Genomic DNA, 25,526 nt, shown 5'->3' on the forward strand with positions numbered 1-25,526 from the left:
CAATGCTCGAACCTTCAACGAATAAAGTGACTTTTGGAAAGACTGTGTTAAGTGGTTTTATCTGGAGTGGTATAGAACGGCTATCCGTACAGCTTGTTGCTTTTGTGCTAGGTATCATATTGGCACGCCTGTTAACCCCCAATGAATATGGTACAATTGGTTTGTTGATTGTTTTTATATCGTTTTCTCAGATTTTTATTGATAGTGGGTTTAGTAAAGCCCTGATTCAAAAACAGAATCCGACTGCTTTGGATATCTCCTCGGTTTTTGTCTTTAATTTATTGATTTCTTCAGTCTGTTACCTTGTACTATTTTTTACAGCACCGTTAGTTGCAGATTTCTACAATATACCAAACCTAACCTTGTTATTTCGCGTTCTTGCGGTTTCCTTATTCTTTTATGCCTTAATGGCAATTCCCCAAACCTTGTTTAGCTTACAAATGGATTTTAAAACCATTGCCAAGCTGAATATTTTAGCTACGGCGTTAAGTGGTATTTTAGCTATCTACCTAGCGTATCAAAATTATGGGGAATGGGCACTGGTTTGGCAAACACTTTGCAAAACAGGTCTACTGGCAATACTTTTTTTAATAGCTTCCAACTGGACACCCCAACTAAAATTCTCTAAACAAGCGTTTAAAAGTTTGTTTGGTTTTGGGTCTAGGTTGTTGGTTTCCTCTTTGCTAGGTAGTTTAGTTAGTAATCTGGCGGCTGTGTTTATTGGTAAAGTCATTAATCCTGCTGCATTGGGCATATATACAAGGGGTACCCAATTTGCGGACATGGCTTATGGTACTATTAATACCGTTTACGATAGTGTACTATTGCCGAGTTTGGCAAAGTACAAAGAGAATCTCACATTTCTTGTTACCCAAACATCTAAAATCATAAAAGCATCGTCTGTTTTGGTCTTCCCATTTTTTTGTGCCCTTGCTGTAGGGGCAAAACCATTGATTCTGATTTTGCTAACTGAAAAATGGGCAGCGGCCGCACCAATTATGTCTATAATCTGCGTGAGCAGATCAATTACCATAATGTCAGGAATAAGCATAAATCTTCTATACACTGTGGGTAGAAGTGACTTAGTATTAAAACAACAATACGGTAAACTGGCGATTAGATTAATTTTATTGGTTACCGCCTTACCATTCGGTATTTTCTACATTGCCATTGCGGATCTGGTCGCAACCATTATCCACTTTTTTATTAACACGCATTATCCCGGGAAAATCATGAAGTATGGTGCATTTAAACAACTTAAGGATATGCGGGCAACGTTAGTACTAACAATTGCCACAAGCCTTTTGGTTTACCTATTAATGTTATTCACAAATAATAGTTTTCTAAAGCTTCTTATTTTAGGGATATCCTTTCCAGTATTTATGATTTCCGCAAGTTATTTTCTAAAATTAGAAGGATTTACATTTATTATTGCCAACGCTAAAAGTTTCTATGAAAAAAAATAAAATTTGTTGCATATTCAATTATGCACCTCACTATAGAGGTCCGATTTATCAATTAATGGATAAAAAACTGGATTGCGATTTTTATTTCGGTGACACGCTTGATTCACCCATAAAAAAAATGGATTACAGCAATTTATCCGGGTTTAAGAAAGAATTTAACACTTTTTCATTTTTTAATACCAGCTTTAAATGGAGCAACAACCTTTTAAATTTAGCATTTAAACCCTACTCGGTATATATTTTGACCGGGGAACCCAATGTTTTGAGCAACTGGTGGATTACAATCTTCGCGAGATTTTTAAATAAAAAAGTGTTTTTCTGGACACATGGTATCAAAACAAAAAACAAGCAACGCTTTTGGTGGTTTGAGAGAATTTTTTATTTATTGCCCAATAAAATTTTATTATATGGCAACGCCGCCAAAAAGAACATGCTAGAGTTAGGTTACCCAGGTCATAAACTAGTAGTCATCTACAACTCCCTTAACCATGAAAAACAATTAAAAATTAGAAAAAGGCTTATGCCAACTACCATTTATATAGACTATTTTGGCAATAACCATCCTACCTTGGTCTATGTGGGTCGCTTATTAAAGGCAAAAAAATTGGACCAACTTATTATGGCAGTAGCCCTCTTGAATAATCAAGGTCATCACTGTAATTTGGCCTTAATAGGCCCTAAAGTAGATGTAAATAACATAGAATCGTTTTTAACCAAACAAAAATTATCTGATAAAGTTTGGATATACGGAGCCTGTTATGAAGAAGAAAAACTAGGGGAATTGTTCTATAACGCAGCTGTTTGTGTTACACCAGGTTATATTGGGTTAACGGCCATCCATAGCCTAACCTATGGCACTCCTTCCCTAACCCACGATAACCTAGATGAACATAGTCCGGAATATGAAGTAATCGTACCAAATAAAACGGGAGGGTTCTTTAAGCAAGACGATATCAACGACCTGGCAGGCACTATTGAATATTGGATTGGGCTTGATGCCGATGAAAGGAAAAATAACAGGACCGCATGTTATGGCATAATTGACACCTATTGGAATCCCAGTAATCAAGTTAAGATATTAGAAAGCATTATTAATACGTAATAATATGAAGGTTTTATGGATTAGTAATACCGTTTTTCCAGATTTGGCGGAATACATGGCACAAGGAACCCCAAACGTTGGAGGTTGGATGTACTCGTTGGCAAAAGACCTATCTAACGACGTCACAGAACTTGGCGTAGTATCTTTTGGCAATCAAAATATAGAATCAATCCATCTAAAGGGTATTAACTATTTTTTAATCAATTACAACTCTCTTTCAACAAAGGAAGTAGAGGCAAAATGGCACGCCATTATTCAGACTTTTGAACCAGACTTAGTACACATTCATGGGACGGAATATACATTTGGCCTTAGTTTAATGAACACTTTTCCCAGTCTCAAATACATTGTCTCCATTCAAGGCTTGGTATCCATTTATAGTGATTTTTATTTAGGAGGTTTGAGGTGGCATACCATACTGGCAAATATTACCTTTAGAGACCTTATTAAACGAGATACCCTGTGGCACGGTCAAAGGCGTTTTAAACATAGGGGAAAGTCCGAGAATGAATACTTTAAAAATACTAAATACTTTATAGGCCGCACAAGTTGGGACAAGGCACATATTTTTAGTAAAAGACAGGATGCTGTTTACTTTTATGGCGGAGAACGTTTGCGTGAGGGTTTTTATACTTCACCAAAATGGACATTAAAAAAAAGGAATGAAAAAATTATTTTTTTGAGTCAATGTGCTTATCCCATCAAAGGGTTGCACAAAGTGCTGGAAGCCTTGGCCATAGTGAAGCGAGAGTACCCAGAAATAATGGTAAAAATAGCAGGTGCCAACATTCTTGAAAAAAAGAAGGTTTTTGGAATTTCCTACAAAAGCGGTTACGCGAATATTATTCTTGGTTTGATAAAAAAGTACAATTTGGAAAGGAACGTAGTATTTTTGGGCAATCAGAATGAAACCCAAATGATTGAACAGTATCTAAATGCGGATCTATTTATTTGTCCCTCAAGTATTGAGAATAGTCCAAATTCCCTAGGTGAAGCACAAATATTGGGAGTCCCAGTAATAGCAGCCCAAGTTGGTGGGGTATGCGATATGGCTCAACATAATGAAAACGCAATGTTGTACCGGTTTGAGGAAACAGCGGTATTGGCAATGCATATATTGGAACTACTCAATAACAAAGGACTTTGTAGCAAGCTTTCTGAAAATGCCATAAAAGTTGCATCCAAGAGACACTCTAAAGAATTAATTAAACAACAAGTCCTCCAAGCTTATTCCAAGATATTAAATAACTAAACTGCAATGCTTTTAAAAATTTGGAGAACACGATTAGTATGGCTTTATTACCTAAGAAATTATGCCTATATAAAAATTAAAAAAGTACAATACGAATCCTACCCCACCATATCGGGAAAACTTTTTTTATTTGGTACGGGTTCCTTACAAATAGGCAGAGGAGTACGTATGAACTCGGGTACACGAGCTAATCCCATTGGAGGGGATAACAAGTTAATTATAAACGTTTTGCCCGGAGCCACTGTACAAATTGGCAATATGGTAGGTATGTCTAATTGCACCCTTGTTTGTCATGAGTCCGTACGTATTGACGATAATGTGAAAATTGGTGGAGGTGTAAAAATATACGATACTGACTTTCATTCGTTACTAGCAGAACACCGCAAAAATCCCGAGACAGATAAACCGCTAACAGGTCCTATAACAATAGGAAAGAATGCTTTTATTGGCGGTCACTCCATCATTTTAAAAGGAGTTAGTATTGGTGCTAATTCAATTATTGGTGCTGGATCTTTAGTGACCAAAGATATTCCGCCAAATGAAATATGGGGTGGAAATCCCGCTAGGTTAATTAAGAAAACAAGCTAAAGTGGATATCATAAAAACATCTTTTATCAAATCATTTGGTATTGTTCCATTAGTTTTATTAATCGCTTATTTTCTCGATTTTTTTTATTATGGTTTTGTATTTGGATATTGTTTGACTATCTACATCCTACTGCATGCTAAAGAGTTCAGTAAAATTTTAGATTTGGACTCAATAATATTGTTCATTTTTTCTGTGGTATACGCTATTTTCTATGCTTTTGATCCCTATAGTGGCATGCAGTTCATTTTAGTTTATGCCCTCTTTCCCCTTGTATTTTATCTATTAGGAAAAAATATTGCAAAAAAAGCAAAGGGTAGTGAACAACTTTTTAATATTATTTTGGGGTTATCGGTGATATACTCGACGATTGCTTTGATATCCGTGCTATTGAACATTGCAAGTGGTGGTTTTGCCCAAACCGAAAGAAATATACCCTTACTTTGGGGGTCATCAGGCGCGGCCACTGGAACGGCAGCGTATTTATTTGCAAACATGTGCCTACCTGCACTACTGCTTTTTTCATTCAAAAAGAGAAAAATCCTCATAAACCTAATCTTAGTTACCGTTTATTGTTTGTCTATTTTAGCAGTTCTCAGACTGGGCAGTAGGACACAAATTGTAATTAGTGGTTTTACCCTTTTCGCAAGCTTACTTTTCTTGTTTAAAGTTCAATCACCTACCCGTAATTTTATAACATTACTGCTGGTTTTTTTCGGCCTCAATGCGGTGTTGACCACTGTGAACATAGACTTTGACTCTGATTTATTGAGTGCCTATGCAGATAGGATGGATAGCAAAAGTCATGGTGCTTCAACCGCTGGCGGTAGAACCGAACGGTGGGAAAAATCTTTAGAATATATGATTAAGAAACCTATGGGCTGGAAGGTGGATGATTTTGGCTATTCCCACAATTTGTGGCTAGATACGGCTCGGGGCGGAACCCTGCTCTCCTTCTTCTTTTTATGTTTATTTACCATTAGATCTTTAATCAAAGCATTAGGAATCATCAGAAACCACTCTACAAATATTATTTTCAGGAATCAGGTTTTGGTATATACTTTGGCTTTTATGCTCCAATTCTTTGTAGAACCAATTTTAGAGGGTTCCGTACAATTATTTCTTTTTTATTGCCTTTTTCAGGGCGCTATTAACCAACAAAAAAACAACATTGTTAAGGGTAATAATTTGATTCAATAATATGATAACAACTACAAAATTGTGTGGTAAGTTTTTATAAAATATTCAATACCAACCCTCTATCAACATCCAGTAATGACTAAAATTGCAATTCTCCTTACCTGTTTTAACCGCAAGCAAAAAACCTTGGCTTGCCTGTCCGCCCTTAATGAGGCCATACAAAATGCACCGCCGGGCTACCACTTTACCATTTATTTGACGGATGATGGTTCCACAGATGGTACGGGGGAAGCCGTAATAAGCAGGTATCCCAAAATCAACGTTCTACAGGGCACAGGCAACCTGTATTGGGCAGGCGGTATGAGACATGCTTGGCAAACGGCTTTATCTGGCAACTACGATGGGTTTTTGCTATTAAATGACGATACCCTTGTTTTTGAGCAGCTATTTCTGGAAATGGACAAAGCGGACGCATATTGCTTGGAACGCTATGGAAAAAAAGGAATTTATCTTGGGAGTACGCAGGATTCACAAAGCAAGAAAATGACCTACGGGGGAGCGAAACTCACCAACCGGTTTTTATTTAAATACCATTTTCTGCCCCCCAATGGGAGCTACCAAGCTTGTGAATTGGGCAACGCCAACATTATGTACGTATCCAAAGAGGTAGTGGAGGGGATTGGGATTCTTTCTACTGCCTTTGTGCACGGGGTCGCAGATTATGATTATACGCTTTTGGCGGTAAAAAAAGGGTATCCCGTGTTGTCGCTCCCAGAATTTACGGGGTTCTGTGAACACGATCACAAAGATATCTATGAAGACTACCATACATTTCCCTTTAAAAAAAGATGGGATGTGCTGCATCATCCCTTGGGGCTGGACTTTGCCTCTAACCTTAACCTAATGAAGCGGCATTTTCCATTACGCATTCCGTTTGTGGCTCTATCTGCCGGTTTAAAACTTTTTTTGCCCACTGTATACCATAAGAGCAGAAAGCACCGTTAACAATAGCAACAACAATGATGCTTCTTTATGGCCCAAGAAAAGCCTTTGGTACTTTATGTTAATAACATTGCCCCTTTGTACCGTAAAAATATTTGGTCTAAATTGGTACAGTCCAACAATATGGAGCTCCATTTCTTTTTTGGAAAAAACCGCTTTGACGGTATTAAAACAATTGATTTTTCCCATGATTCCTTTAAAGGCAAAACCAACCGCTTGCATGAGGTAAAGAATTATTACCTTAAAGGAAAATATTTGGTTTGGCAATCTTTTAAATTCAGGGAATGGTTAAAGAAAAAACCAACCGCCGTTATCTTACTAGGGGAGTTTACCGCATTGAGCAATTGGCTCTTTGCCCTGTACTGTAAAAGAAAAGGCATTACGGTTATTTTTAAGGGACATGGTATGTATGGGAATGAAACCGGATTAAAAAAAAGTCTTAGAACCACCTTTAACAAACTAGCGGACAAGCACCTGGTCTATGAACGGCACGCAAAGCAGATGATGGCTAAAATGGGCTTTAAACCCCATACCATCCATGTGCTTTTTAATTCATTGGACTATGATGAACATTTAAAATTAAGAAACACCTTGGGAGCACTGGACAAAAAAGAAGTATTTCCTTTTTTTGAGCGTCCAGAAATCCCCGTGCTATTATTTGTTGGCCGTCTTACCAAAATTAAAAAACTGGATATGTTGATTTCTGTGGCAAAAAAGTTGCTGGAGAGCGGCACAAAAGTGAACCTGCTATTTATTGGTGACGGTGTTGAAAAAGAACAGTTGCAGGAACAGGCCAGTAAGAACCTCCCGGCAGGAACCTATCACTTTTTTGGGGCCTGTTATGACAATGCCATTAATGCCAAGCTAATGGCAGCATCTGATCTCTGCGTTTCCCCTGGGAACGTAGGCCTCACGGCCATCCATAGCCTAAGTTTTGGAACACCCGTCTGTACCCACAACGATAGGCGCCATCAAATGCCAGAAGCACAGAGTATTGTGCCAGGAAAAAACGGAGTGCTTTTTGAGCGGGACAATATAGACGATATGGCCATTAAAATTCAAGAATGGCTCCGTCTGGACGTGGACAGGGAAACCCTGAGAGCACAGTGCTACGAAATCATTGACACGTACTACAATCCATATTACCAAGTAAAAAGTGTGGAGAACCTTATTTTAGGCGGTAAACCCTTGGTCTGACCAAGATGCGATCGTCCAAATTGTTAACCAGAAAAAACAACCATATGCAAGTAACCAATAAAGACATCATTGCCACATGGGTTTATCTTGATGGGGAAGAAGAAAAATCCAAGTACCCGAACAATACGGTAAAGGCAGATAGTGCCTCAGCAGAATTCCAAGCGGTGTATTGGCGCTGTGTTGTGGTGTTTTTTGCGAGCTCCCTTCGTTTTCATAAAGAACAAAGACACCTTTTGTTTACCAATGCCAAAGAAGTCCCACAATTACCAGGCCTAGACCTTAACGCATTTTTTAAAAGCAATGGTATTGAGGTGGTCCATGTAGCCAATAAATATCCTTTGCCAAAAGGGTATCATGCCAATTTTAGGAACCAGTTTTTTGAGTTTTCCATCATAGAGCACATGGCCAAAGAAATAAGTGATTCCACACAATTTCTGATGTTGGATTCTGACTGTATTTTCTCCAAACCATTTTACCCGGCCATACAACCCTTGGATAGGGAAACCCCGGCGCGCACCTATGTGGTAGACCATGAACGTGATTACTTGATCAATGGGGTCACTGGGAAAGAAATGCGAAAATTATTTTCCCATTTTGGATTATCCATGGACAACAATCCCTATTACTCCGGTGGGGAAGCACTGTTTGCCAATGGTATTTTTATAAAAAATGTAGCCAAGGACTTTCCCGAACTGTTTAAGGAACTAATCAACCTATGGAAAGCCAATAAAAGCAAGTTCAACGAAGAGGCGCATGTGCTTTCCTTCTTTTATTACAAATATGGTACCGACATTGGTGGCTTGGACACTACAGTTAAACGTATGTGGACCAACGCAAATTATTTTAGAAATGTTACCCCGGAAGATCACCAATTACCTATCTGGCATTTACCCAATGAAAAGGGAACCGGTTTTGTGACCATGTTTAACGCAATTGCGCAAAACCAATTTCATTTTAAGGATCAAGAAAGTTATCTAGCGTACTGTAAGGACGCGATGCTCAACCCAAAAAACCACCCGGTCAACTATTACAAACGATTTAAACAACATGTTTATTTAATTTTGAACAAGCTACGTTTAGCAAACTAAAAATAGCATGTAGCAGTTGCCAATGGCCAAGAAAAAAGTAGTCCAAATTAATTCAGTTGCAGCTTACGGCAGCACGGGAAATATTGCCAATACCATTGCGCTCCTTGCCCAACAGCAAGGCTGGCATCCTTTTTTTGCCTATGGTCGTAAAGAAGCAAAGACTAATATTCCCTTACTAAAAATCGGGAACCGATGGGAACAGGCACGGCACCTAGTCGCAACCAGATTCTTGGATTCGCACGGATTACATAGCAAATCTGGAACCAAACGACTCATCGCAGCGCTTACTAGAATCCATCCAGACATCATACATTTACATAACCTTCATGGGTATTATCTGAATTATCAGTTATTGTTCCAATACATCAAACAACATAAAATACCGGTCATCTGGACCCTACATGATTGTTGGCCGTTTACTGGGCATTGTACCCATTTTGAATATGTCGGTTGCGAAAAATGGAAAAGCCAGTGCCACAGTTGTGAGTTAAAAGCAGACTATCCAAAAAGTTTGGTAACCGACCGCTCCCCAGAAAATTTTAAGGACAAAAAAGCTGCTTTTTCTGGAGTGGAAAACCTCACCTTGGTACCCGTAAGCCAATGGCTAGGAAAAATTCTGAAGCAATCATTCCTTCAAGACTATCCCATAGAAGTCATCGGCAATGGATTGGACTTAGAACAATTTAAACAAATAGATACCTTGCCGCGACCAAGCATTTTACCCCAAGGAAAAACCATTTATTTGGGTGTGGCCAGTGTCTGGAGCGAAACAAAGGGTTTGGGCGATTTTATAAAGGCTTCGGAATTATTAAAAGCTGACGAGCGGATTGTATTGGTGGGGCTTAACAAAAAACAGCTTGTGGGCTTGCCCAATAACATCATTGGAATAGAACGCACAGAAAATAAAGAAGCCTTAATGGCCCTTTATAAACATGCTGATGTGTATTTGAATTTTACGTATGCAGACACCTATCCCACCACCAACATTGAGTCCCTTGCGTGCGGCACTCCGGTAATTGCATACCAAACAGGCGGATGCACGGAAATGGTATCCGCTGAGGTGGGCAGGATTATAAAAGTGGGCGATTTTTCAACAGCACTGGATGTTGGACGGGATATCGTAAAAAATCCCTTACCCGTTGCGACTTTAAAAAAATATGTTGCTGGCCATTTTGATGCAAACATCCAACTGAACAAATATATAGACCTGTATAACCGAATGACAAATTCTTATGTTAAAAGTTAGCATTGTAACAGCGACCTATAATAGCGCCCAGTTCATAAAAGACTGTGTGGAGTCCGTATATCGGCAAGATTACCAACACATAGATCACCTGATTATTGATGGAGCTTCTACGGACCATACCATAGCAGAGATAAACAGTATTCCCAACAGGGTAGCCAACATCGTCTCGGAAAAGGACAAGGGCATTTATAACGCCATGAACAAAGGTTTGCAACTTGCGGATGGGGAAATCATCGGAATCTTAAATTCGGATGATTTTTATAATTCCGAAGATGTAATTTCAAAAGTGGTGGCCGCCTTTGAAACGACTAATGCCGATTGTGTCTTTGGTGACCTGTATTACGTAAACCAAGAGGACACTACAAAAATTGTGCGCAAATGGGTTACCGGACCTTACACGAAAAATGCCTTTAGAAAAGGCTGGCACCCGGCTCACCCAAGCTTTTTTGTTAAAAAAGAAATCTATGAACGTTTTGGTTATTTTGATGAAGAACTCCAACTAGCGGCAGATTTTGAACTTATGCTCAGGTTTTTGGAAAAACATCGGATTGCTTGGAGCTATATTGAAAAACCATTGGTACGCATGCGGTTAGGCGGTGCAACCAGTAATGGCATTACCAATATGATTGAAGGCAATAAAGAATGTATTAAAGCCTTTAAAAAAAACAAGATTCCTATCAACCCACTATATACCGTACGCCGACTGGTACCAAAACTCAAACAGTTTTTTTAGACCCAATACATAAAAGTTTCCCATAAAGTAAAAAATCATGATTATTCTAGGTTTAAACACGCACCACGCAGATTCTTCCGCTGCTATTTTTTTGGATGGAAAATTAATAGCTGCAACGGAAGAAGAACGGTTTACCCGTGTAAAGCATTGGGCGGGTTTTCCTGCCCAGGCCATACAATTTTGTTTACAAGAGGCCAATACTACACTAGAAGGGGTAGATCATATCACTATTGGCCGGGACGCCAAGGCCAAATTGGGTAAAAAGATGCTCTTTGCGCTTAAAAATCTTAAAACAGGTGCTTCCCTGATTCAAAACCGATGGGAAAATAGAAAGGATATTACGTCCATTCCCCAACAATTTGCAGATGCTTTTGGTTGCCCTCAGGAAATGATTTCTAAAAAATTGGTTCATGTAGAACATCATCGGGCACACCTTGCCTCGGCATTTTTTGCCAGTCATTTTGAAGAGGCGGCCCTTCTTTCCATAGATGGGTCAGGAGATTTTACCACCTGTATGTACGGTTACGGAAAAGGGAACCAAATAGAGGTATTGGACAGCATTGACTACCCGGTTTCGCTTGGCTTTATCTATACGGCCTTTACCCATTTTTTAGGGTTTCCCCATTATGGGGACGAATATAAGGTTATGGGGCTTGCTCCTTATGGACAACCCACACTTGTGGACAAGGTGCGGAAGTTGGTAACCTTAGAACCAAATGGGCGTTGGACATGGGCAAATGAATACTTTGGTGAGGTAAAGGTCCAATATGTCAATAACCAACCCGTGGTGGATACATTCTACACGAAAAAATTTGAGGAATTATTTGGTCCCGCACGCAAAAAGGAAGATGAACTTACCCAATTTCATAAAGACTTGGCAAAGTCCGTTCAGGTGGTAACCGAAGAGATCATATTCCATATGGCAGCACACCTGCAAGAAAAAACGGGTTCAAAAAACCTATGCATTGCTGGAGGTGTGGCACAAAACTCCGTGGCCAACGGCAAAATTATTGCCAACACCAATTTTGACCAACTTTATATTCCATCGGCAGGGCACGATGCGGGAATCTCCATGGGGTCTGCACTCTTCCATTACCATCATAACCTAAATCATCCCAGAAAACAAGCGATTCAAAGTGCCAGTACCGGTTCCAGGTTTACCAATGAGGAAATTGAAGCTTTCCTCAAAGAAAACAAGGTACCCTACAAACGCCTTGAGGAAGAAGAACTGTACGACTATTTGACCGATAAGCTTATCGAGCCTGCCGTCATAGGTTGGTTCCAAGGCAGGGCAGAATTTGGGCCTAGGGCATTGGGCAACCGTTCCATCATCGCGGACCCAAGGAATGATAAGGCCAAAGAATTGCTTAACCTAAAGATTAAAAGACGGGAAAGCTTTAGACCCTTTGCCCCTTCCATCCTAAAAGAATATGTTCCGGAATATTTTGAATATACCCAGGACGTTCCCTTTATGGAAAAGGTATTTCCCATAAAAGCTGAAAAACACAAGGAAATCCCCGCAGTGACCCATGTGGACGGAACAGGTAGGTTACAGAGTGTTGATAAGCAAGTTTCACCCAGATATTATCGATTAATTGATACGTTTAGAAAAAAAACCGGGGTACCCATCTTATTGAACACCTCGTTCAATGAAAACGAGCCTATCGTCAATTCCCCTGCGGAGGCCTACGCATGCTTTGCCAGAACCCAAATGGACGTATTGGTTATGGAAAACATGGTGGTGGAACGGTAATTGTAGGAAATGCCACTACCATAGGTTAAGAATCTTTTTATGCATCAGCCCATGACTGGGTTTTATTGGCTCACGAAGTCCAAAGAGCACATCTCTAACGTATATTTGTAAGCGAAAGAGAAAATATGCATCGAAGACCCCACCCCCTTCTGAAGCTAAGCACCTTTTTTTCATGCTTACTTTGGATAACCGCTTATGGACAAGTTTCTTTTGAGGAAGCTTTCCCCAATCTCAACTTCAATTTTCCCGTAGAGATACAAAACGCAAACGATGGCTCCAATAGAATGTTCGTTGTGGAACAACCGGGGATCATCAAAGTCTTCCCCAATAACCCAAATGTCACTGCAGCTGAGGTAGGTACGTTCTTGGATGTTAGAAATACCGTAAGTTATAGCGCAGGCCAAGAAATTGGATTACTTGGTCTCGCCTTTCACCCCCAATTTAGTACGAACGGTTTTGTGTTTATCTATTATATAGATAGGCCCAACAATTACCGCATTAATATCGCTCGCTACCAAGTAGACGCCCAGAACCAAAATAGGGTGAACCCTTCTTCAGAACTCATTATAGCAAGATTCACAAAAAACCAGTCCGATAGTAACCATAATGGGGGCAAACTTGCTTTTGGTCCAGACGGATACCTATATGCTTCCATTGGTGACGGTGGTGGGGGCGGTGACCCGCAAGGCAATGGACAGAACCTGAATACAGTTTTTGGGAGTATTATAAGGTTAGATATTGACGTCAATGGTGATAATCCATTGGAAACCAATCCAGAAGAACCCACCGGGAATTATGAGATTCCCGCAGACAACCCAAGAGTGGGACAGTCTGGGCTGGATGAACTTTTTGCCTGGGGTATCAGAAATACCTGGAAATTCTCTTTTGACGGCCAAGGAAGACTATGGGGAGGTGATGTTGGGCAAAACAGTTTTGAAGAGATAAATATTGTGGAAAGAGGGGGCAATTATGGATGGAATCGGTTTGAAGCCAACTCCGAACCCAGTTATGGACAAAATACCACTTTGGCCACCAATCCAGATATAAAACCCATTTACTTTTATGACCATAACCAAGGTGACGTTTCCATTACAGGAGGCTATGTTTACCGCGGGAGCCTCACCAACCCTTCATTGCAAAACAGCTATATTTATGCGGACTACGTTTCGGGGCGGGTGTGGGCATTATCTTATAATTCCTCCAATGGGAGTACGGACAATGAGCTGTTATTCCAGACCAATGGACAATTTGTCTCCTCATTTGGTGAGGATGAAGCTGGAGAACTCTATTTTTCCAGTTACGGGAACAGTGTAAAGCTATATAAGCTTACAGAAACCGTTGCAGGACCAACCACTACAGCCGTAAACGGGGTGGGCGACTGGAAAAATTTAGGAAACGGAACCAATGGTACTGTGGAGACCCTTTTGGAGGCGGCAGATGGCTCTATTTATGTGGGCGGGGAATTTACCAATGTAAATGGCGTACAGGCAAACAATCTTGCCAGACTTACCACGGAAGAACAATGGCAGGCCGTGACCAGTGGAAGCAATGGCCCTGTGAACGCTATTGCGCAAGCTCCGGACGGCACTATTTACGTGGGCGGCGAATTCACGGAAATTGGAGGCGTATCTGCAAGTAACATTGCCTCTTATGACGGACAAAACTGGAATGCCCTAGGTTCCGGGACCAACGGACTGGTAGCAGAATTGGTATTTGATAATTCCGGTACCTTGTATGTTGGGGGGGTGTTCACGCAAGCTGGAGGCATCAATGCCAATTATATTGCAAGCTGGAACAACAATTCTTGGTCCGCACTTACGGACAGCACTTCTGGCGTTTCCGGGACCAATAATGAAATCAGAAGCATCGGTATTGCTGCCGATAACACCATTTACGTTGGGGGTAATTTTGATACCGCCGGCGGCAATCAAGCACCGAGAATTGCACGTTGGAATGGGAGTAATTGGAGTGCTTTAGGGGCCGGTACAAGCGGTTTTGTGCAAGCCATAACCATTGATGAAGGTTTTTTGTATGCCGCCGGGAATTTTGCATTGGCAGGGAACCAAACGGTGAACAGAATTGCACGGTGGAATTTGGCGAATGGAGGCTGGGAATCCCTTAATCAGGGGGTGAGCGGCAACGTAAACGCCTTGGTCGCCAATGGAGGGTTCATCTACGTTGGGGGAAGTTTTGAAACGGCAAGCGATGTTGAAAATATCAACGAGATCATGCAAAACATCAGTAGGTGGAGTGCATCCAATGGCTGGGAAGCTTTAGGGCCTGGCACCAATGTAGGAGTGAACTCAAGGGTCAATGCCTTGGCGTTTTATAGCAACAGAACGGAAATGTTGGTTGGGGGCAATTTCTCCCAAGCTGCTGGCGCAAACGCCAATAATATTGCAGCATGGGGCACGTCCTTCTGCACGGCGTCCAGTGTGATCCCTGAATACCAAATAAATGGGGTTTGGCAAAGCGGTGAAAACGCGATTAGCCTGACTGTTGGGGATTCCCTAATTTTAAGCATCCTCCCCAACGGGCCTAATTTTTCCATTCTTTTACCCAACGGGGAGACCGTAAACGGAGATTATACCATAAGCTCCATAAACAGTAATGATTCCGGAACCTATGTATTTACTACCGCCGCAGGTTGTTCTGCCAGCTTAACCGTTACGGTCTCTGAAAGTGACACGGATACAGACAGCGATGGGGTACCCGATAATCTGGATCAATGCCCAAATACACCCGCAGGAGCAACCGTAAATGCTGAGGGATGTAGCGATGCACAACTGGATGATGACAATGATGGGGTTCTTAATCCCAATGACGTTTGCCCAAACACCCCGGAGGGAGAGACCGTAAATTCCGATGGATGCAGTGAAGAACAGTTGGATGGCGATGCGGACGACGATGGGGTAGCAAATTCTCTAGACCAATGCCCTAATACTCCCGCAGGAGCAACCGTAAATGCTGAGGGATGTAGCGATGCTCAACTAGATGACGATAATGACGGGATCAACAATGCATTGGATGACTGTCCGAATACAGAAGCGGGCGTTACAGTTGATGCCAATGGATGCGAGATTAGGAGCGGCTTAGCGGTTGATAATTTTACCGTAAATACGGTAGGGACGTCCTGTATTGGTGCGGCAGATGGGCAAATAGTGGTGGATGCAGTGGAGGAACTTACCTATTTGGCGAACATCATTGGCGAAGGATTGAGCCAGTCTGTTCCATTTACAGTTGGGTTTACCCTAGAAAATCTAGCTGCCGGAAGTTATAACGTGTGTATCACCGTTGAAGAAATACCAAATTTTGAGTATTGCATCACAGCAATGGTACAAGCTCCTGAAACCTTAAATGTGGTCACGAATATCAATAGGCTTTCACAACTGTTGCGTGTTAGCCTAACTGGTGCATCGGAATATGTAATCACCTTTAACAACACCTCATTTAACACCAAAGAAAGTGAAATAGTGCTACCCTTAAAAAGTGAAGTCAACACCTTAAAAGTGTCCACCCTACAAGAGTGCCAAGGCAACTTTGATGACACTATTATGTACCGGCCAGAGGCTTTGGCGTATCCAAACCCCTTTAGCGAGGTGCTAAGACTCAATGCCTCAGTTTTTGACCAAGGTGAGGTTACTGTGGCCATTTACAACCTATTGGGGCAAGCACAATACCTCCAAACCTTTACCATACGTTCTGAAAGTGAAATTCCCATACCCACCATGAATTTGGGTGAAGGACTTTATATGATTAAGCTAACGCAAGGTACTACCACCAGAACCCTTAAACTCTTGAAAGAATGAAAAAGTTGGGCCATGTGTTATTATTCATTATTCTAGCGAGTAGCTGCGATGCTGATTTGGATATTGCAGAAGCGGTAATTCTACCTCCATCTGAGGTAAGGTTGTTATTTCCAGAAAACAATTCTGAATGTACCACCGGCACCGTAATCTCGGAGTCTGAAAGCGAGGTAACGTTTAATTGGACGCAAGCTGATGTGACCGAGGGCTATTTGGTATACCTAACCGATTTAACCACCAACGAAGAAACGGTGGTCGAGGCTGATAGTACGGCCATGCCCATAACCATTAAACGGGGAACACCTTACCGTTGGAGTGTCATTACCTATGTGGACGATTTTCAGAACCCAACAACAAGCCCTGATGGTTTTTTCTATAACGCAGGCCCGGGAATTGTCTCCTATATCCCTTTTCCAGCTTCGGCAATTTCACCAGAAACAGATGCGCAGCTCATAGAAAATACAACATCCATCAACCTGCAATGGACCGCAGAGGATGTTGATGATGACATCACTGGTTTCGACCTGTATTTTGGCACCACTGACCAACCTGAATTGTTGGCAGAAAATCTTGAAACGCCATCTTATGCCAATGTTTCGGTAAGTTCTGGGAATACGTATTATTGGAAAGTAATCACCAAGGACGCTAACGGTAATGTGGCTAATTCAGCATTGTTTCAATTTGAAGTTTTAGAGTAAACCTCGGTTTATTTAAAAACCTCCTCCACCCTACCACAGGTTAACATTGCATCACCAAAATAGGGGTTCCTGACTTCTTTTTGGTAGCTCAACCAGCTGGCCCCTCCTCCATTTACACAATCACAGTGCTGCCGGTATATTGTTTCATTGACAAGGGCCTTTTTGGAATTCAATTGTATAAATAGGTCGGACAATTCTTTGAATCTACTGCGTTGTAACTCAAGCGTATGGGTTGTTTCCAGTTTGGCCAAGATAGTTCTCAGTTGGGCTGAAGTGTTAATATCGACTTCCTCCTGCGCTATATGTCTTAGCATTTCTGCGGCCAAGGACTGGGTTTTTGATGCGTCCGATGCTACCAAAGCATCTTTTATGGCCATATAGCTATGGGTGATTGTGGAAAAATCCGTTACGGCCTTAACCTCTAAATTAATGCTTGGATTCTCTTCTAATACCCCATCCTTGGTTTCCGGTGAATCGGTTTCAGACGGCATGGACATCATGGTTCGCTTGCCTTGCAACTGGGCCGCGGCGTCTATGGTAAAGGCACCTTCTGTTACAATAATATCATCAGGATACAGTCCCTGCAACACTTCATATCTATTATTTACTTTTTTGCCCAATAGAACTTCCTGCATCTCAAAAATTGGCTTTTCCCCATCAATCTTTTTATAGACCACTGAACGTTTACCTGTCCATAAAGCGGCAGATGCTGGGATGGTTATGATATCTTCCATTTTATCCAAGGATACGGTAGCAGTGGCAAACATGCCTGGAAGCAACTTTCCGTCCCTATTGTCCAAAACCACCCGAACGGCGACAGTTCTGCTCACTTGGTCAACCATGGGTTCAATCAACGCAATTTTCCCAGAAATAGGTGCGCCCTTTATTCCCTTAAGCCCTATGGCAACATCCTGACCTACTTTTAAAAAAGGAAGTTGATGCTCAAAGGCATCAAATACCGCCCAAACGGTTCTTAAATCTGCGGTTTTAAATAATGGTTCCCCTTCCTTGTAATATTTTCCCTCAGATGCAAATACTTCCACCACCGTTCCAGATACATCCGCATACAAGGGGAAATTGCTCATGGGTTTTCCCAGCTTTAAAATCTCTTCTATTTGGGCATCGGTCACTTTCCAAAGTCCCAAAGTGTTTCTTGCGGTTTGGTACAACTTTTCATTAATGGTTCCCTGATAAGAGGCCGTGGTCAAAAACCTGTCTTGGGCAGAATACAGTTCCGGGGAGTACACCAAACCTATTTTTTGCCCCTTTCTAACCTTCTTTCCCACAGCATCTGGATATAGGGTATTGATCCTTCCATCAAAAATGATGGTCTGTATAGCTTCTGTCTCGCGGTTCATCTTAATTTCACCTGTAAGCCTTAGGGTCCCATCCTCAACGCTACCATGGGCTACCTTGGTGGTGCTAATATTGGCGAGTGCAACGGCATCCTCTGTCATCACAAACTGATTTGGCTTTAACCCACCAGTATCCTGGGCATCCATAAAAACCAAATCCATAGCACATAATGGGCACTTGGCCCCTTCCTTGCCATCAACAGATGGATGCATGGAACAAGTCCATTTACCGTGTTGGTCTTGAATTTCGGCAACGGGTACCGCTTTGACATCGGATCCAAAAATAAAATAGCCGAGCATCAAGCCTAAACTTAAGAATCCAATAAAATAGAGTACTTTATACTTCATTTGCTATTGACAATCTTATTTGATCGTATGTTCTTTTAATAAAATTAGTTCTTTTTGCCAACAATAGAGCAGCGGCACGACAAAGAGCGTAATTAGGGCCATAAACATACCTCCAAGGCATGGAATGGCCATGGGAACCATAATTTCCGAGCCTTTGCCATTGGAAGTTAGAATGGGCAATAATGCCAATATGGTGGTCACCGTGGTCATAAGACAGGGTAAAATTCGTTTTTTGCCCGCTGCAATGGTGGCTTCTTGTATTTCCGCTTTTGTATTTGGGTTCTTTATTTTGAACGACTGGTTCAAATATGTGGCCATTACCACGCCATCATCCGTGGCAATCCCGAACAGGGCAATGAAGCCAACCCAAACGGCAACACTAAGATTTACTTTACTTATGGATAACAGTTCCCTTATACTGCTATCCCCAAGAGTAAAATTTAAAAACCATGGCTGGCCATATAGCCAAATCCATATAAACCCACCAGCAAAGGCAACGGCGACACCGGAAAAAACCATGAAAGCGATATTCACCGACTTAAATTGGATAAACAATATGAGCGCGATGAGCAATAACACGGCTGGGATTACCCAACTTAGGGTCTTTGTGGCGTGCAGATGATTTTCATAAGAACCACTAAAACTATAACTAAGTCCGGTTGGAATGACCAAGTTCCCTTGGCGTTCTTGCTTTTCTAAATGTTCCCGAACCCGTTGTACCGCGGTTACCTCAGATATGGATGTGTCCTTATCAAAAATCACATATCCTACCAGAAAACCGTCTTCACTTTTAATGCTTTGTGGCCCCTTTTCATAGGTAATGTCCACAAAATCACGGAGCGGCAATGGGGCTCCCTCATCTACATCAATATAAACATTGTTTAAATCTTCTGGGGACTGCCTTAACTCCCTGGGGTATCTTACCCGAATACCATAACGCTCGCGCCCCTCAATGGTTTCGCTTAACACCTTACCCCCTACTGCAACTTCAAGGGTTTGTTGCAAGCTTTCGATAGAAATGCCATACCGGGCCACTTTGTGTCTATCAATGGTAATGGATACATAAGGTTTTCCCGTAATCCTGTCTGCAAAAACGGATTCTGGAGCTATTCCTTTTACCGTTCTAAGTTCTTTTTCCAACAACAAACCAAAGCGTTCTATATCTTCTAAATGCTGTCCTTTCACTTTAATACCAAGGTTGCTTCGCATTCCGGTTTGGAGCATGACCAATCTGGTTTCTATCGGCTGCAGTTTTGGTGCGGCAGTGACCCCGGGTAATTTTGTAACCGCGCTTATTTCTTTCCAGATATCGTTTTCCGTTCTAATATGCTCCCTCCAATTCCTAAAGTATTCGCCGTTTTCATCTGGTATCAAATCTTTTATTTTGGTACTGCTACCTGCGGTAACAAAGGTGCCGGAAACAGTTTCGAATTGGCCCTTTCCATTGGTTTTAAACCTGATGGGGGCTCCGTTTTTGTCCAACCAATATTCCGGCTTATATGAAATTAGGTTTTCATACATGGACATGGGTGCGGGGTCCAAAGGGGAATCTACCCTACCTGCCTTTCCTACCACATATGCTACCTCCGGTAGACTGGAAACGGCCATATCCAACTGTTTTAAAATACGATTGTTCTGCTCATTCCCTGCTTGGGGCAATGAGGTGGGCATCAGTAAAAAATCACCCTCATTGAGGCTGGGCATAAACTCCTTTTCTGTGGCAACAAACGCCAAAAACCCAAGGATACAGACCACTATTGGTAAAATAATGCTCTGCCATTTATGCTGGAGCACCCAACGAAGAATACCTTCATAGTACCGAATAAAAATGTAAAAAGGAACAACAACAAGGGCCACTAAAACCATGACCAAAAACCATTGGCCCAATAAAGGGGCAGCCATACCCATGGGCCTCCAGTAAAAGGCCAACAGTAGGCTTATGGAAATAAGTGATATCCAACGATAAAGCGATTGCTCTGTTTTAGTCGTGATTTTACCATAATACTTGGCGAGGCCAACAGCCCCAAAAACACAAAGTACCAAACTCCAGTCTACCATATAAAAGAAGCCCAATAGTCCCAAACCAATACAGCAGAAAGCGACTACCAGTCCATTTTTTTTGTTGGTTTTCTTTTTTAGGATGATGGTTGCCAATGGGGGTATAATGAATAAGGTGACCAAAATGGCGAAGACAAGCGCCAAGGTCTTGGTGTAGGCCAACGGGGTAAACAGCTTCCCTTCCGCTCCCGTGAGGGTAAAAACCGGAATAAAGCTTACAATCGTGGTTAAGCCGGCTGTCACAATGGCACCGGACACCTCCTTAGTTCCGGTTAGAACAGTTTCCACAATGGGCTGGCCTGGCTGTTCTTTTTGAATCCTCACGATATTCTCCGTTAGAATGATTCCCATATCCACGATGGTACCTATGGCTATTGCGATACCAGCCAAGGCTACAATATTGGCCTCTATAGCGCCAATTTTCATCGCAAAAAATACTAATAGCACTACCAAGGGCATAAGTAAGGAAACCAAAAGGGATACTCTTAGCGACCTTAACATCAAAATAATGACCAAAATGGCAATCAGTATTTCAAAAGTCAAGGCATCGCCTAGGGTATCCACCGTCTCTTTGATCAGTTTGGAACGGTCATAGAAAGGCACCAGGGTCAATTGCGAGCTGCGGCCATCTGCAAGTACTTTTTTGGGAAGGCCTTTACTTACTTCCTTAATTTTGGTGTTTAGGTAGTCCATGACCTTCATTGGATTAGCTCCAAAACGGGCCGTAACCACACCACCTACCACCTCTGCCCCACCCTTGTCCAAGATACCGCGGCGTTCAGCAGGGCCAATACCAATGGAGGCAATATCGGCCAGGCGGATGCTCTTATACCCTTTTGAGGATACGGTGATACTTTCAATATCCTCTAGCGAGTTGATATAACCGAGTCCCCTCACAAAATACTCTGCTTGGTTGATTTCCAAAGTTTGTACCCCAACGTCCCTGTTGCTGGCTTTTACCGCTTGCACAACAGCGGATAAACTTATCCCATACTGACGCATGAGCTCTGGGTCTACATTAATCTGATACTCTTTTACAAATCCCCCAACCGAGGCTACCTCCGCAACGTCCGTGGTGGAGGACAAGGCATTTTTGACATAAAAATCTTGAATACTGCGCAGTTCTTGCAAATCCCAACCACCAGTAACGTTTCCCTCCTCATCCCTGCCTTCTAGTGTATACCAATAAATCTGACCCAAAGCGGTGGCATCGGGCCCTAATTTGGGCCGTACCGATGTGGGCAAAAGTCCATCTGGTAATGAATTCAATTTTTCGAGCACCCTAGCCCGTGACCAATAGAATTCAATATCGTCCTCAAAAATGATATAAATGCTCGAAAACCCGAACATGGAATTACTCCGCACCGTTTTTACCCCAGGAATACCCAATAATCTGGTGGTCAACGGATATGTTATCTGGTCTTCAATATCCTGTGGAGAGTTACCAACCCACTCCGTGAATACGATTTGTTGATTATCCCCAATATTTGGAATGGCATCTACCGCTACAGGGTCTTTGGGAAACAGGTTGATGGGAAAATGAAAAGGGGAACTGGATATGCCAAAAACCAAGACCAATCCAATAACGATAAAGGAAATAAACTTATTCTTGACTAAAAATGCGATACCCCTATGAAGCATTGGTATGGTGCTAGTTTCTAATTAATAAACTTAAAAAAAATGGTTTCATTGTAAATGGCTCCTATAAACCTTCCGCCTATTTTTGAGTGGTTTTCCTACCTAAATGAAAAAACCACAAACTATGGTTTGTGGTTTTGTCTTTTAATGTCCGTCAACCTTAAAATTTGACCACAGTAAATTCTGAACGACGGTTCACCCGATGTTTATCTTCAGTACAATACACGCCATCATCACAATCGTTTTTAAGCTCGCTTTCCCCTTTTGCCTCGCTAACAATCCGTTCTTTGGCAATACCGTTGGACAACAAATATTCCGTGGTTCGCTGCAGACGCCGTTCGGATAACCAGAGGTTATACTCATCAGTACCTCGCGCATCCGTGTGTGAAGTCACTTCCAATACCACGCTGCTATTTTCTTGCAAGATTTCAATTAAATTATCCAACAAGGCCTTGTCATTAGATGTGAGGTAAGAAGAGTTAAGGTTAAAGTTAACATCCCCCAACGCGTTGATGGAGGACTGGATGGCTTCTTGTTTTGCACGTTTTGCTTCCGCCGCCTTTCGCTCTGCCTCCGCAAGTGCGGCTGCTTCTTGTTCCCGTTTTAAGCGCTCCGCAAGCTCCTTGGCCTCTTGTTCCGCCAACTGCGCAGCGGCAATACTGTCATTGACACGTTGCTGCTCCTTTTCCATCGCTTCCAGAAGCGCCAATTTCTCCTTTCCTTTTTCTGAAAGTTCTTTTTCGATGCCAAAGCGGTAGACCACCCCAGCTGCGTGTTGAATATGGTTAGTGGAAGTACCGGAATCCATAGTCCATTTTCCGGACGAATTAAGGTCTACGCCCCAATTGTCATTAATCCAAGCCCTAAACCCAACAACGGCGTTATACGTGCCCCGCCCCTGATTATTTGCATTGGTAAAACCTGCACCAATGCCTACGTAGGGGTCAAAAAAACCAGTTTCCCCCAAAATTTTATTTAAATCATAGCTAACCCTGGCGTCTATAGCGTAATAATCTATGTCCTCGGTATTTACCAGACCGTCTATTACTTTGCCCTCTTGGTATCGATTAAAGCTACCAATGGCTTCCAGTCCCAGACCATTTCTAAAATAACGCCCTATGCTTAAACGGGACGGAAAAGGAACCACGTTCCAGTTATCTTGAAAGTTAAAAACATTGGAAAATTCCGAACCGGCATCATCCACGGCGTTAAAACCCAGTCCAAAAATCCAAGAACTAGCAACAATACTATCCTTTGAAGTTATTTCTAGGTCCTGAATGTCCTGCGACCTTAGTTGGATAAAAGAAAAAACCAACAAAACAGCCAATATCAAGTAACGTGATATTTTCATAGTTAAGTAATTTGGGGATTACAACGGCAAATGTAAAGAAAAACCGCAATTATCTTAAGAAAGCCCTACAAAAGGTAATAATTACCGATTATACGATTAATTATCAGGCTTTAAACCATTTCTGACTTGTATTTTATTTATTGGCTGTGCCACCACAAACACGTATAAAGGCATAGTGGCGGATTCCTCACCCTTGTAACCAACCTGACTGGATGTGATAAAATAGGTATCCTTTTCTCCCGAGACTTTAAAGAGGTTAATATCCTCCGACAATGCTCCTGAACAAACGAGGATGACCGCCTCTTTGGAAAAGTCTACCTGCGGAACCGGCAATCCGGGCTTTCTTGTTTTATTGATGTCCCTGTAAAACGTATTTAGCTCTTTAAAATTGGTTGCTACCAAGGTTACCATCCCTCCATCTTCAGTAGGAACAAACTGTTCCTTGACCAATAATTTTACCCGCTCACCTCCCTGGCCTGTCTGCAAGACATCCTTTTGTCCTTTGCAAGAAAACAGCATGAGAATCAGAGCCATAGTCCATACCTTTTTCATGACTTAGGCAATAACAGTTTTAAATCTTGATTTGAAGGCTTTTTCGTATACTGCTTCGTACAGCGGTAAAATCTTCATTAAATCAAAGGTCTTGGCCACTTCTTGGGCTTGTTTTTTAAACTTCTCCAACTTAGTATCACCCGTTAATAGACCAATGGCATTTTTGGCCATATCGTCTATATCACCCACCTCACTTAAATAGCCGGTCACCCCGTGTTGATTCACTTCTGGAATACCGCCCGTATTACTGGATATAACGGCAACTTTGTTTATCATGGCTTCTAGGGCCGCCAAACCAAAGCTTTCGGATTTGGAGGGTAGCAGAAATAAATCTGAAAAGCAAAGGATCCGGTCTATTTCATTACTATTTCCCAAAAAGAGCACTTTATGGCCAATATGAAGTTCTTCACATAATAACTCTGCCTTTTCCTTTTCCGGCCCTTCACCCACCATAATGAGTTTTGATGGTACCTGCTTTTGAATTTTGTCAAAGACCCTAATCACGTCCGGAATACGCTTAACCTCCCTAAAATTACTGATATGGGTTATTATTTTCTCATTTTCGGTGGCCATCAAGGAGCGTTGACAATCCGTATAGTCGTTGCGATATTTTTTCGTGTCTATAAAGTTGGGAATCACAGAGATTTCCTGTTCTACTTCAAAAATATCTTTTGTCTTTTGCTTTAAATCTTCCGAAACGGCGGTAACGACATCGGATTTATTGATGCTAAAGGTAACTGCCGGTTTATAAAAAGGGTGGTTGCCCACCAAGGTAATATCTGTGCCATGCAAGGTGGTTATCATAGGAATATAAATGCCCTTCTCCAGTAACATTTTTTTAGCCATGTAACCGGCATAGGCGTGAGGGATGGCATAATGCACATGCAAGACCTCAATATTAAATTGTGTTATGGTATCCACCAACTTACTGGACAACGCCAGTTCGTAAGGTTGGTATCTGAACAAGGCATAATCTGGCACATGTACCTCATGAAAATGGATATTGGAGCTTAGCAGCTCCAAACGTACCGGTTGTTTATAGGTGACAAAGTGAATCTCGTGCCCCCTTTCCGCTAGGGCAATGCCTAGCTCTGTTGCTACTACACCACTACCTCCAAAGGTTGGGTAACATACAATGGCTATTTTCATAATAAC

At 41.8% G+C, this 25,526-nt stretch carries 18 protein-coding genes; 13 read left to right on the forward strand and 5 right to left on the reverse strand.

Going from position 1 to position 25,526, the window contains the following annotated elements:
- Positions 1 to 2 precede the first annotated feature (2 nt).
- The 13 genes from I595_RS16040 to I595_RS16100 all read left to right on the forward strand — a co-directional run bounded on the left by I595_RS16040 (position 3) and on the right by I595_RS16100 (position 17,069).
- Positions 3 to 1,466: a lipopolysaccharide biosynthesis protein gene (locus I595_RS16040; protein ID WP_054560471.1), complete on the forward strand. Its 1,464-nt coding sequence runs from the start codon at positions 3 to 5 to the stop codon at positions 1,464 to 1,466.
- A 118-nt stretch (positions 1,467 to 1,584) separates the two neighbouring features.
- A complete protein-coding gene (locus I595_RS16045) occupies positions 1,585 to 2,568 on the forward strand; it encodes a glycosyltransferase (RefSeq protein WP_172675969.1) in 984 nt (327 codons plus the stop codon).
- 4 nt (positions 2,569 to 2,572) lie between these two features.
- Positions 2,573 to 3,820: a glycosyltransferase family 4 protein gene (locus tag I595_RS16050; RefSeq protein ID WP_054560473.1), complete on the forward strand. Its 1,248-nt coding sequence runs from the start codon at positions 2,573 to 2,575 to the stop codon at positions 3,818 to 3,820.
- Between the two features lie 6 nt (positions 3,821 to 3,826).
- Positions 3,827 to 4,408 carry an acyltransferase gene (locus tag I595_RS16055; RefSeq protein ID WP_054560474.1) on the forward strand — a complete coding sequence of 194 codons (582 nt, stop codon included), beginning with the start codon at positions 3,827 to 3,829 and terminating at the stop codon, positions 4,406 to 4,408.
- A gap of 163 nt (positions 4,409 to 4,571) precedes the next feature.
- Positions 4,572 to 5,606 carry a hypothetical protein gene (locus I595_RS16060; RefSeq protein ID WP_157449787.1) on the forward strand — a complete coding sequence of 345 codons (1,035 nt, stop codon included), beginning with the start codon at positions 4,572 to 4,574 and terminating at the stop codon, positions 5,604 to 5,606.
- Between the two features lie 75 nt (positions 5,607 to 5,681).
- Complete coding sequence (locus I595_RS16065) at positions 5,682 to 6,551, forward strand: glycosyltransferase family 2 protein (protein ID WP_054560476.1); 870 nt, start codon at positions 5,682 to 5,684, stop codon at positions 6,549 to 6,551.
- A gap of 27 nt (positions 6,552 to 6,578) precedes the next feature.
- On the forward strand, positions 6,579 to 7,745 hold the full coding sequence (locus tag I595_RS16070; RefSeq protein ID WP_054560477.1) for a glycosyltransferase: 1,167 nt from the start codon (positions 6,579 to 6,581) through the stop codon (positions 7,743 to 7,745).
- Positions 7,746 to 7,789: 44 nt separating this feature from the next.
- Positions 7,790 to 8,833 carry a hypothetical protein gene (locus I595_RS16075; protein WP_157449788.1) on the forward strand — a complete coding sequence of 348 codons (1,044 nt, stop codon included), beginning with the start codon at positions 7,790 to 7,792 and terminating at the stop codon, positions 8,831 to 8,833.
- A 22-nt stretch (positions 8,834 to 8,855) separates the two neighbouring features.
- Positions 8,856 to 10,079: a glycosyltransferase gene (locus I595_RS16080; protein ID WP_054560479.1), complete on the forward strand. Its 1,224-nt coding sequence runs from the start codon at positions 8,856 to 8,858 to the stop codon at positions 10,077 to 10,079.
- Positions 10,066 to 10,812, forward strand: coding sequence for a glycosyltransferase family 2 protein (locus I595_RS16085; RefSeq protein ID WP_054560480.1), 747 nt, complete (start codon positions 10,066 to 10,068; stop codon positions 10,810 to 10,812). Before I595_RS16080 ends, I595_RS16085 begins: the two co-directional genes overlap by 14 nt.
- Positions 10,813 to 10,849: 37 nt before the next feature.
- The gene (locus I595_RS16090; RefSeq protein ID WP_054560481.1) at positions 10,850 to 12,565 is read left to right on the forward strand and encodes a carbamoyltransferase family protein; all 1,716 of its coding nucleotides are present in this window, start codon (positions 10,850 to 10,852) and stop codon (positions 12,563 to 12,565) included.
- Positions 12,566 to 12,690: 125 nt separating this feature from the next.
- Positions 12,691 to 16,374 (forward strand): PQQ-dependent sugar dehydrogenase, encoded by a 3,684-nt coding sequence (locus tag I595_RS16095; protein ID WP_054560482.1) that lies wholly within the window; start codon positions 12,691 to 12,693, stop codon positions 16,372 to 16,374.
- Entirely contained in the window at positions 16,371 to 17,069 is a 699-nt protein-coding gene (locus tag I595_RS16100; protein ID WP_054560483.1) for a hypothetical protein, read from the forward strand. The genes I595_RS16095 and I595_RS16100 overlap by 4 nt, the downstream gene beginning before the upstream one ends.
- 8 nt (positions 17,070 to 17,077) lie before the next feature.
- On the opposite strand, the gene I595_RS16105 is transcribed toward I595_RS16100, so the two are convergent.
- The 5 genes from I595_RS16105 to bshA form a co-directional block, all read right to left on the reverse strand.
- Positions 17,078 to 18,772, reverse strand: a complete 1,695-nt coding sequence (locus tag I595_RS16105) for an efflux RND transporter periplasmic adaptor subunit (RefSeq protein WP_083467650.1) — start codon at positions 18,770 to 18,772, stop codon at positions 17,078 to 17,080.
- A 15-nt stretch (positions 18,773 to 18,787) separates the two neighbouring features.
- Entirely contained in the window at positions 18,788 to 22,471 is a 3,684-nt protein-coding gene (locus I595_RS16110) for an efflux RND transporter permease subunit (RefSeq protein WP_054560485.1), read from the reverse strand.
- 157 nt (positions 22,472 to 22,628) lie between these two features.
- Complete coding sequence (locus tag I595_RS16115; RefSeq protein WP_054560486.1) at positions 22,629 to 23,819, reverse strand: OmpA family protein; 1,191 nt, start codon at positions 23,817 to 23,819, stop codon at positions 22,629 to 22,631.
- A gap of 96 nt (positions 23,820 to 23,915) precedes the next feature.
- On the reverse strand, positions 23,916 to 24,353 hold the full coding sequence (locus tag I595_RS16120) for a hypothetical protein (protein WP_157449789.1): 438 nt from the start codon (positions 24,351 to 24,353) through the stop codon (positions 23,916 to 23,918).
- Positions 24,354 to 24,374: 21 nt separating this feature from the next.
- A complete protein-coding gene (gene bshA, locus I595_RS16125; RefSeq protein ID WP_054560488.1) occupies positions 24,375 to 25,520 on the reverse strand; it encodes an N-acetyl-alpha-D-glucosaminyl L-malate synthase BshA in 1,146 nt (381 codons plus the stop codon).
- Positions 25,521 to 25,526: the final 6 nt, after the last annotated feature.

The sequence above is a fragment of the Croceitalea dokdonensis DOKDO 023 genome, assembly GCF_001306415.1.
Taxonomy (GTDB): Bacteria; Bacteroidota; Bacteroidia; order Flavobacteriales; family Flavobacteriaceae; genus Croceitalea; species Croceitalea dokdonensis.

Bases quoted from the DNA above. Each gene is read 5' to 3' on its own strand.
- I595_RS16090 (WP_054560481.1), top strand. From the start codon at position 10,850: ATGATTATTCTAGGTTTAAACACGCACCACGCAGATTCTTCCGCTGCT.
- I595_RS16070 (WP_054560477.1), top strand. From the start codon at position 6,579: ATGGCCCAAGAAAAGCCTTTGGTACTTTATGTTAATAACATTGCCCCT.
- I595_RS16095 (WP_054560482.1), top strand. From the start codon at position 12,691: ATGCATCGAAGACCCCACCCCCTTCTGAAGCTAAGCACCTTTTTTTCA.
- I595_RS16055 (WP_054560474.1), top strand. From the start codon at position 3,827: ATGCTTTTAAAAATTTGGAGAACACGATTAGTATGGCTTTATTACCTA.
- I595_RS16120 (WP_157449789.1), bottom strand. From the start codon at position 24,353: ATGGCTCTGATTCTCATGCTGTTTTCTTGCAAAGGACAAAAGGATGTC.
- I595_RS16080 (WP_054560479.1), top strand. From the start codon at position 8,856: ATGGCCAAGAAAAAAGTAGTCCAAATTAATTCAGTTGCAGCTTACGGC.
- I595_RS16110 (WP_054560485.1), bottom strand. From the start codon at position 22,471: ATGCTTCATAGGGGTATCGCATTTTTAGTCAAGAATAAGTTTATTTCC.
- bshA (WP_054560488.1), bottom strand. From the start codon at position 25,520: ATGAAAATAGCCATTGTATGTTACCCAACCTTTGGAGGTAGTGGTGTA.
- I595_RS16105 (WP_083467650.1), bottom strand. From the start codon at position 18,772: ATGAAGTATAAAGTACTCTATTTTATTGGATTCTTAAGTTTAGGCTTG.
- I595_RS16050 (WP_054560473.1), top strand. From the start codon at position 2,573: ATGAAGGTTTTATGGATTAGTAATACCGTTTTTCCAGATTTGGCGGAA.
- I595_RS16100 (WP_054560483.1), top strand. From the start codon at position 16,371: ATGAAAAAGTTGGGCCATGTGTTATTATTCATTATTCTAGCGAGTAGC.
- I595_RS16040 (WP_054560471.1), top strand. From the start codon at position 3: ATGCTCGAACCTTCAACGAATAAAGTGACTTTTGGAAAGACTGTGTTA.
- I595_RS16045 (WP_172675969.1), top strand. From the start codon at position 1,585: ATGGATTACAGCAATTTATCCGGGTTTAAGAAAGAATTTAACACTTTT.
- I595_RS16065 (WP_054560476.1), top strand. From the start codon at position 5,682: ATGACTAAAATTGCAATTCTCCTTACCTGTTTTAACCGCAAGCAAAAA.
- I595_RS16115 (WP_054560486.1), bottom strand. From the start codon at position 23,819: ATGAAAATATCACGTTACTTGATATTGGCTGTTTTGTTGGTTTTTTCT.
- I595_RS16085 (WP_054560480.1), top strand. From the start codon at position 10,066: ATGTTAAAAGTTAGCATTGTAACAGCGACCTATAATAGCGCCCAGTTC.
- I595_RS16075 (WP_157449788.1), top strand. From the start codon at position 7,790: ATGCAAGTAACCAATAAAGACATCATTGCCACATGGGTTTATCTTGAT.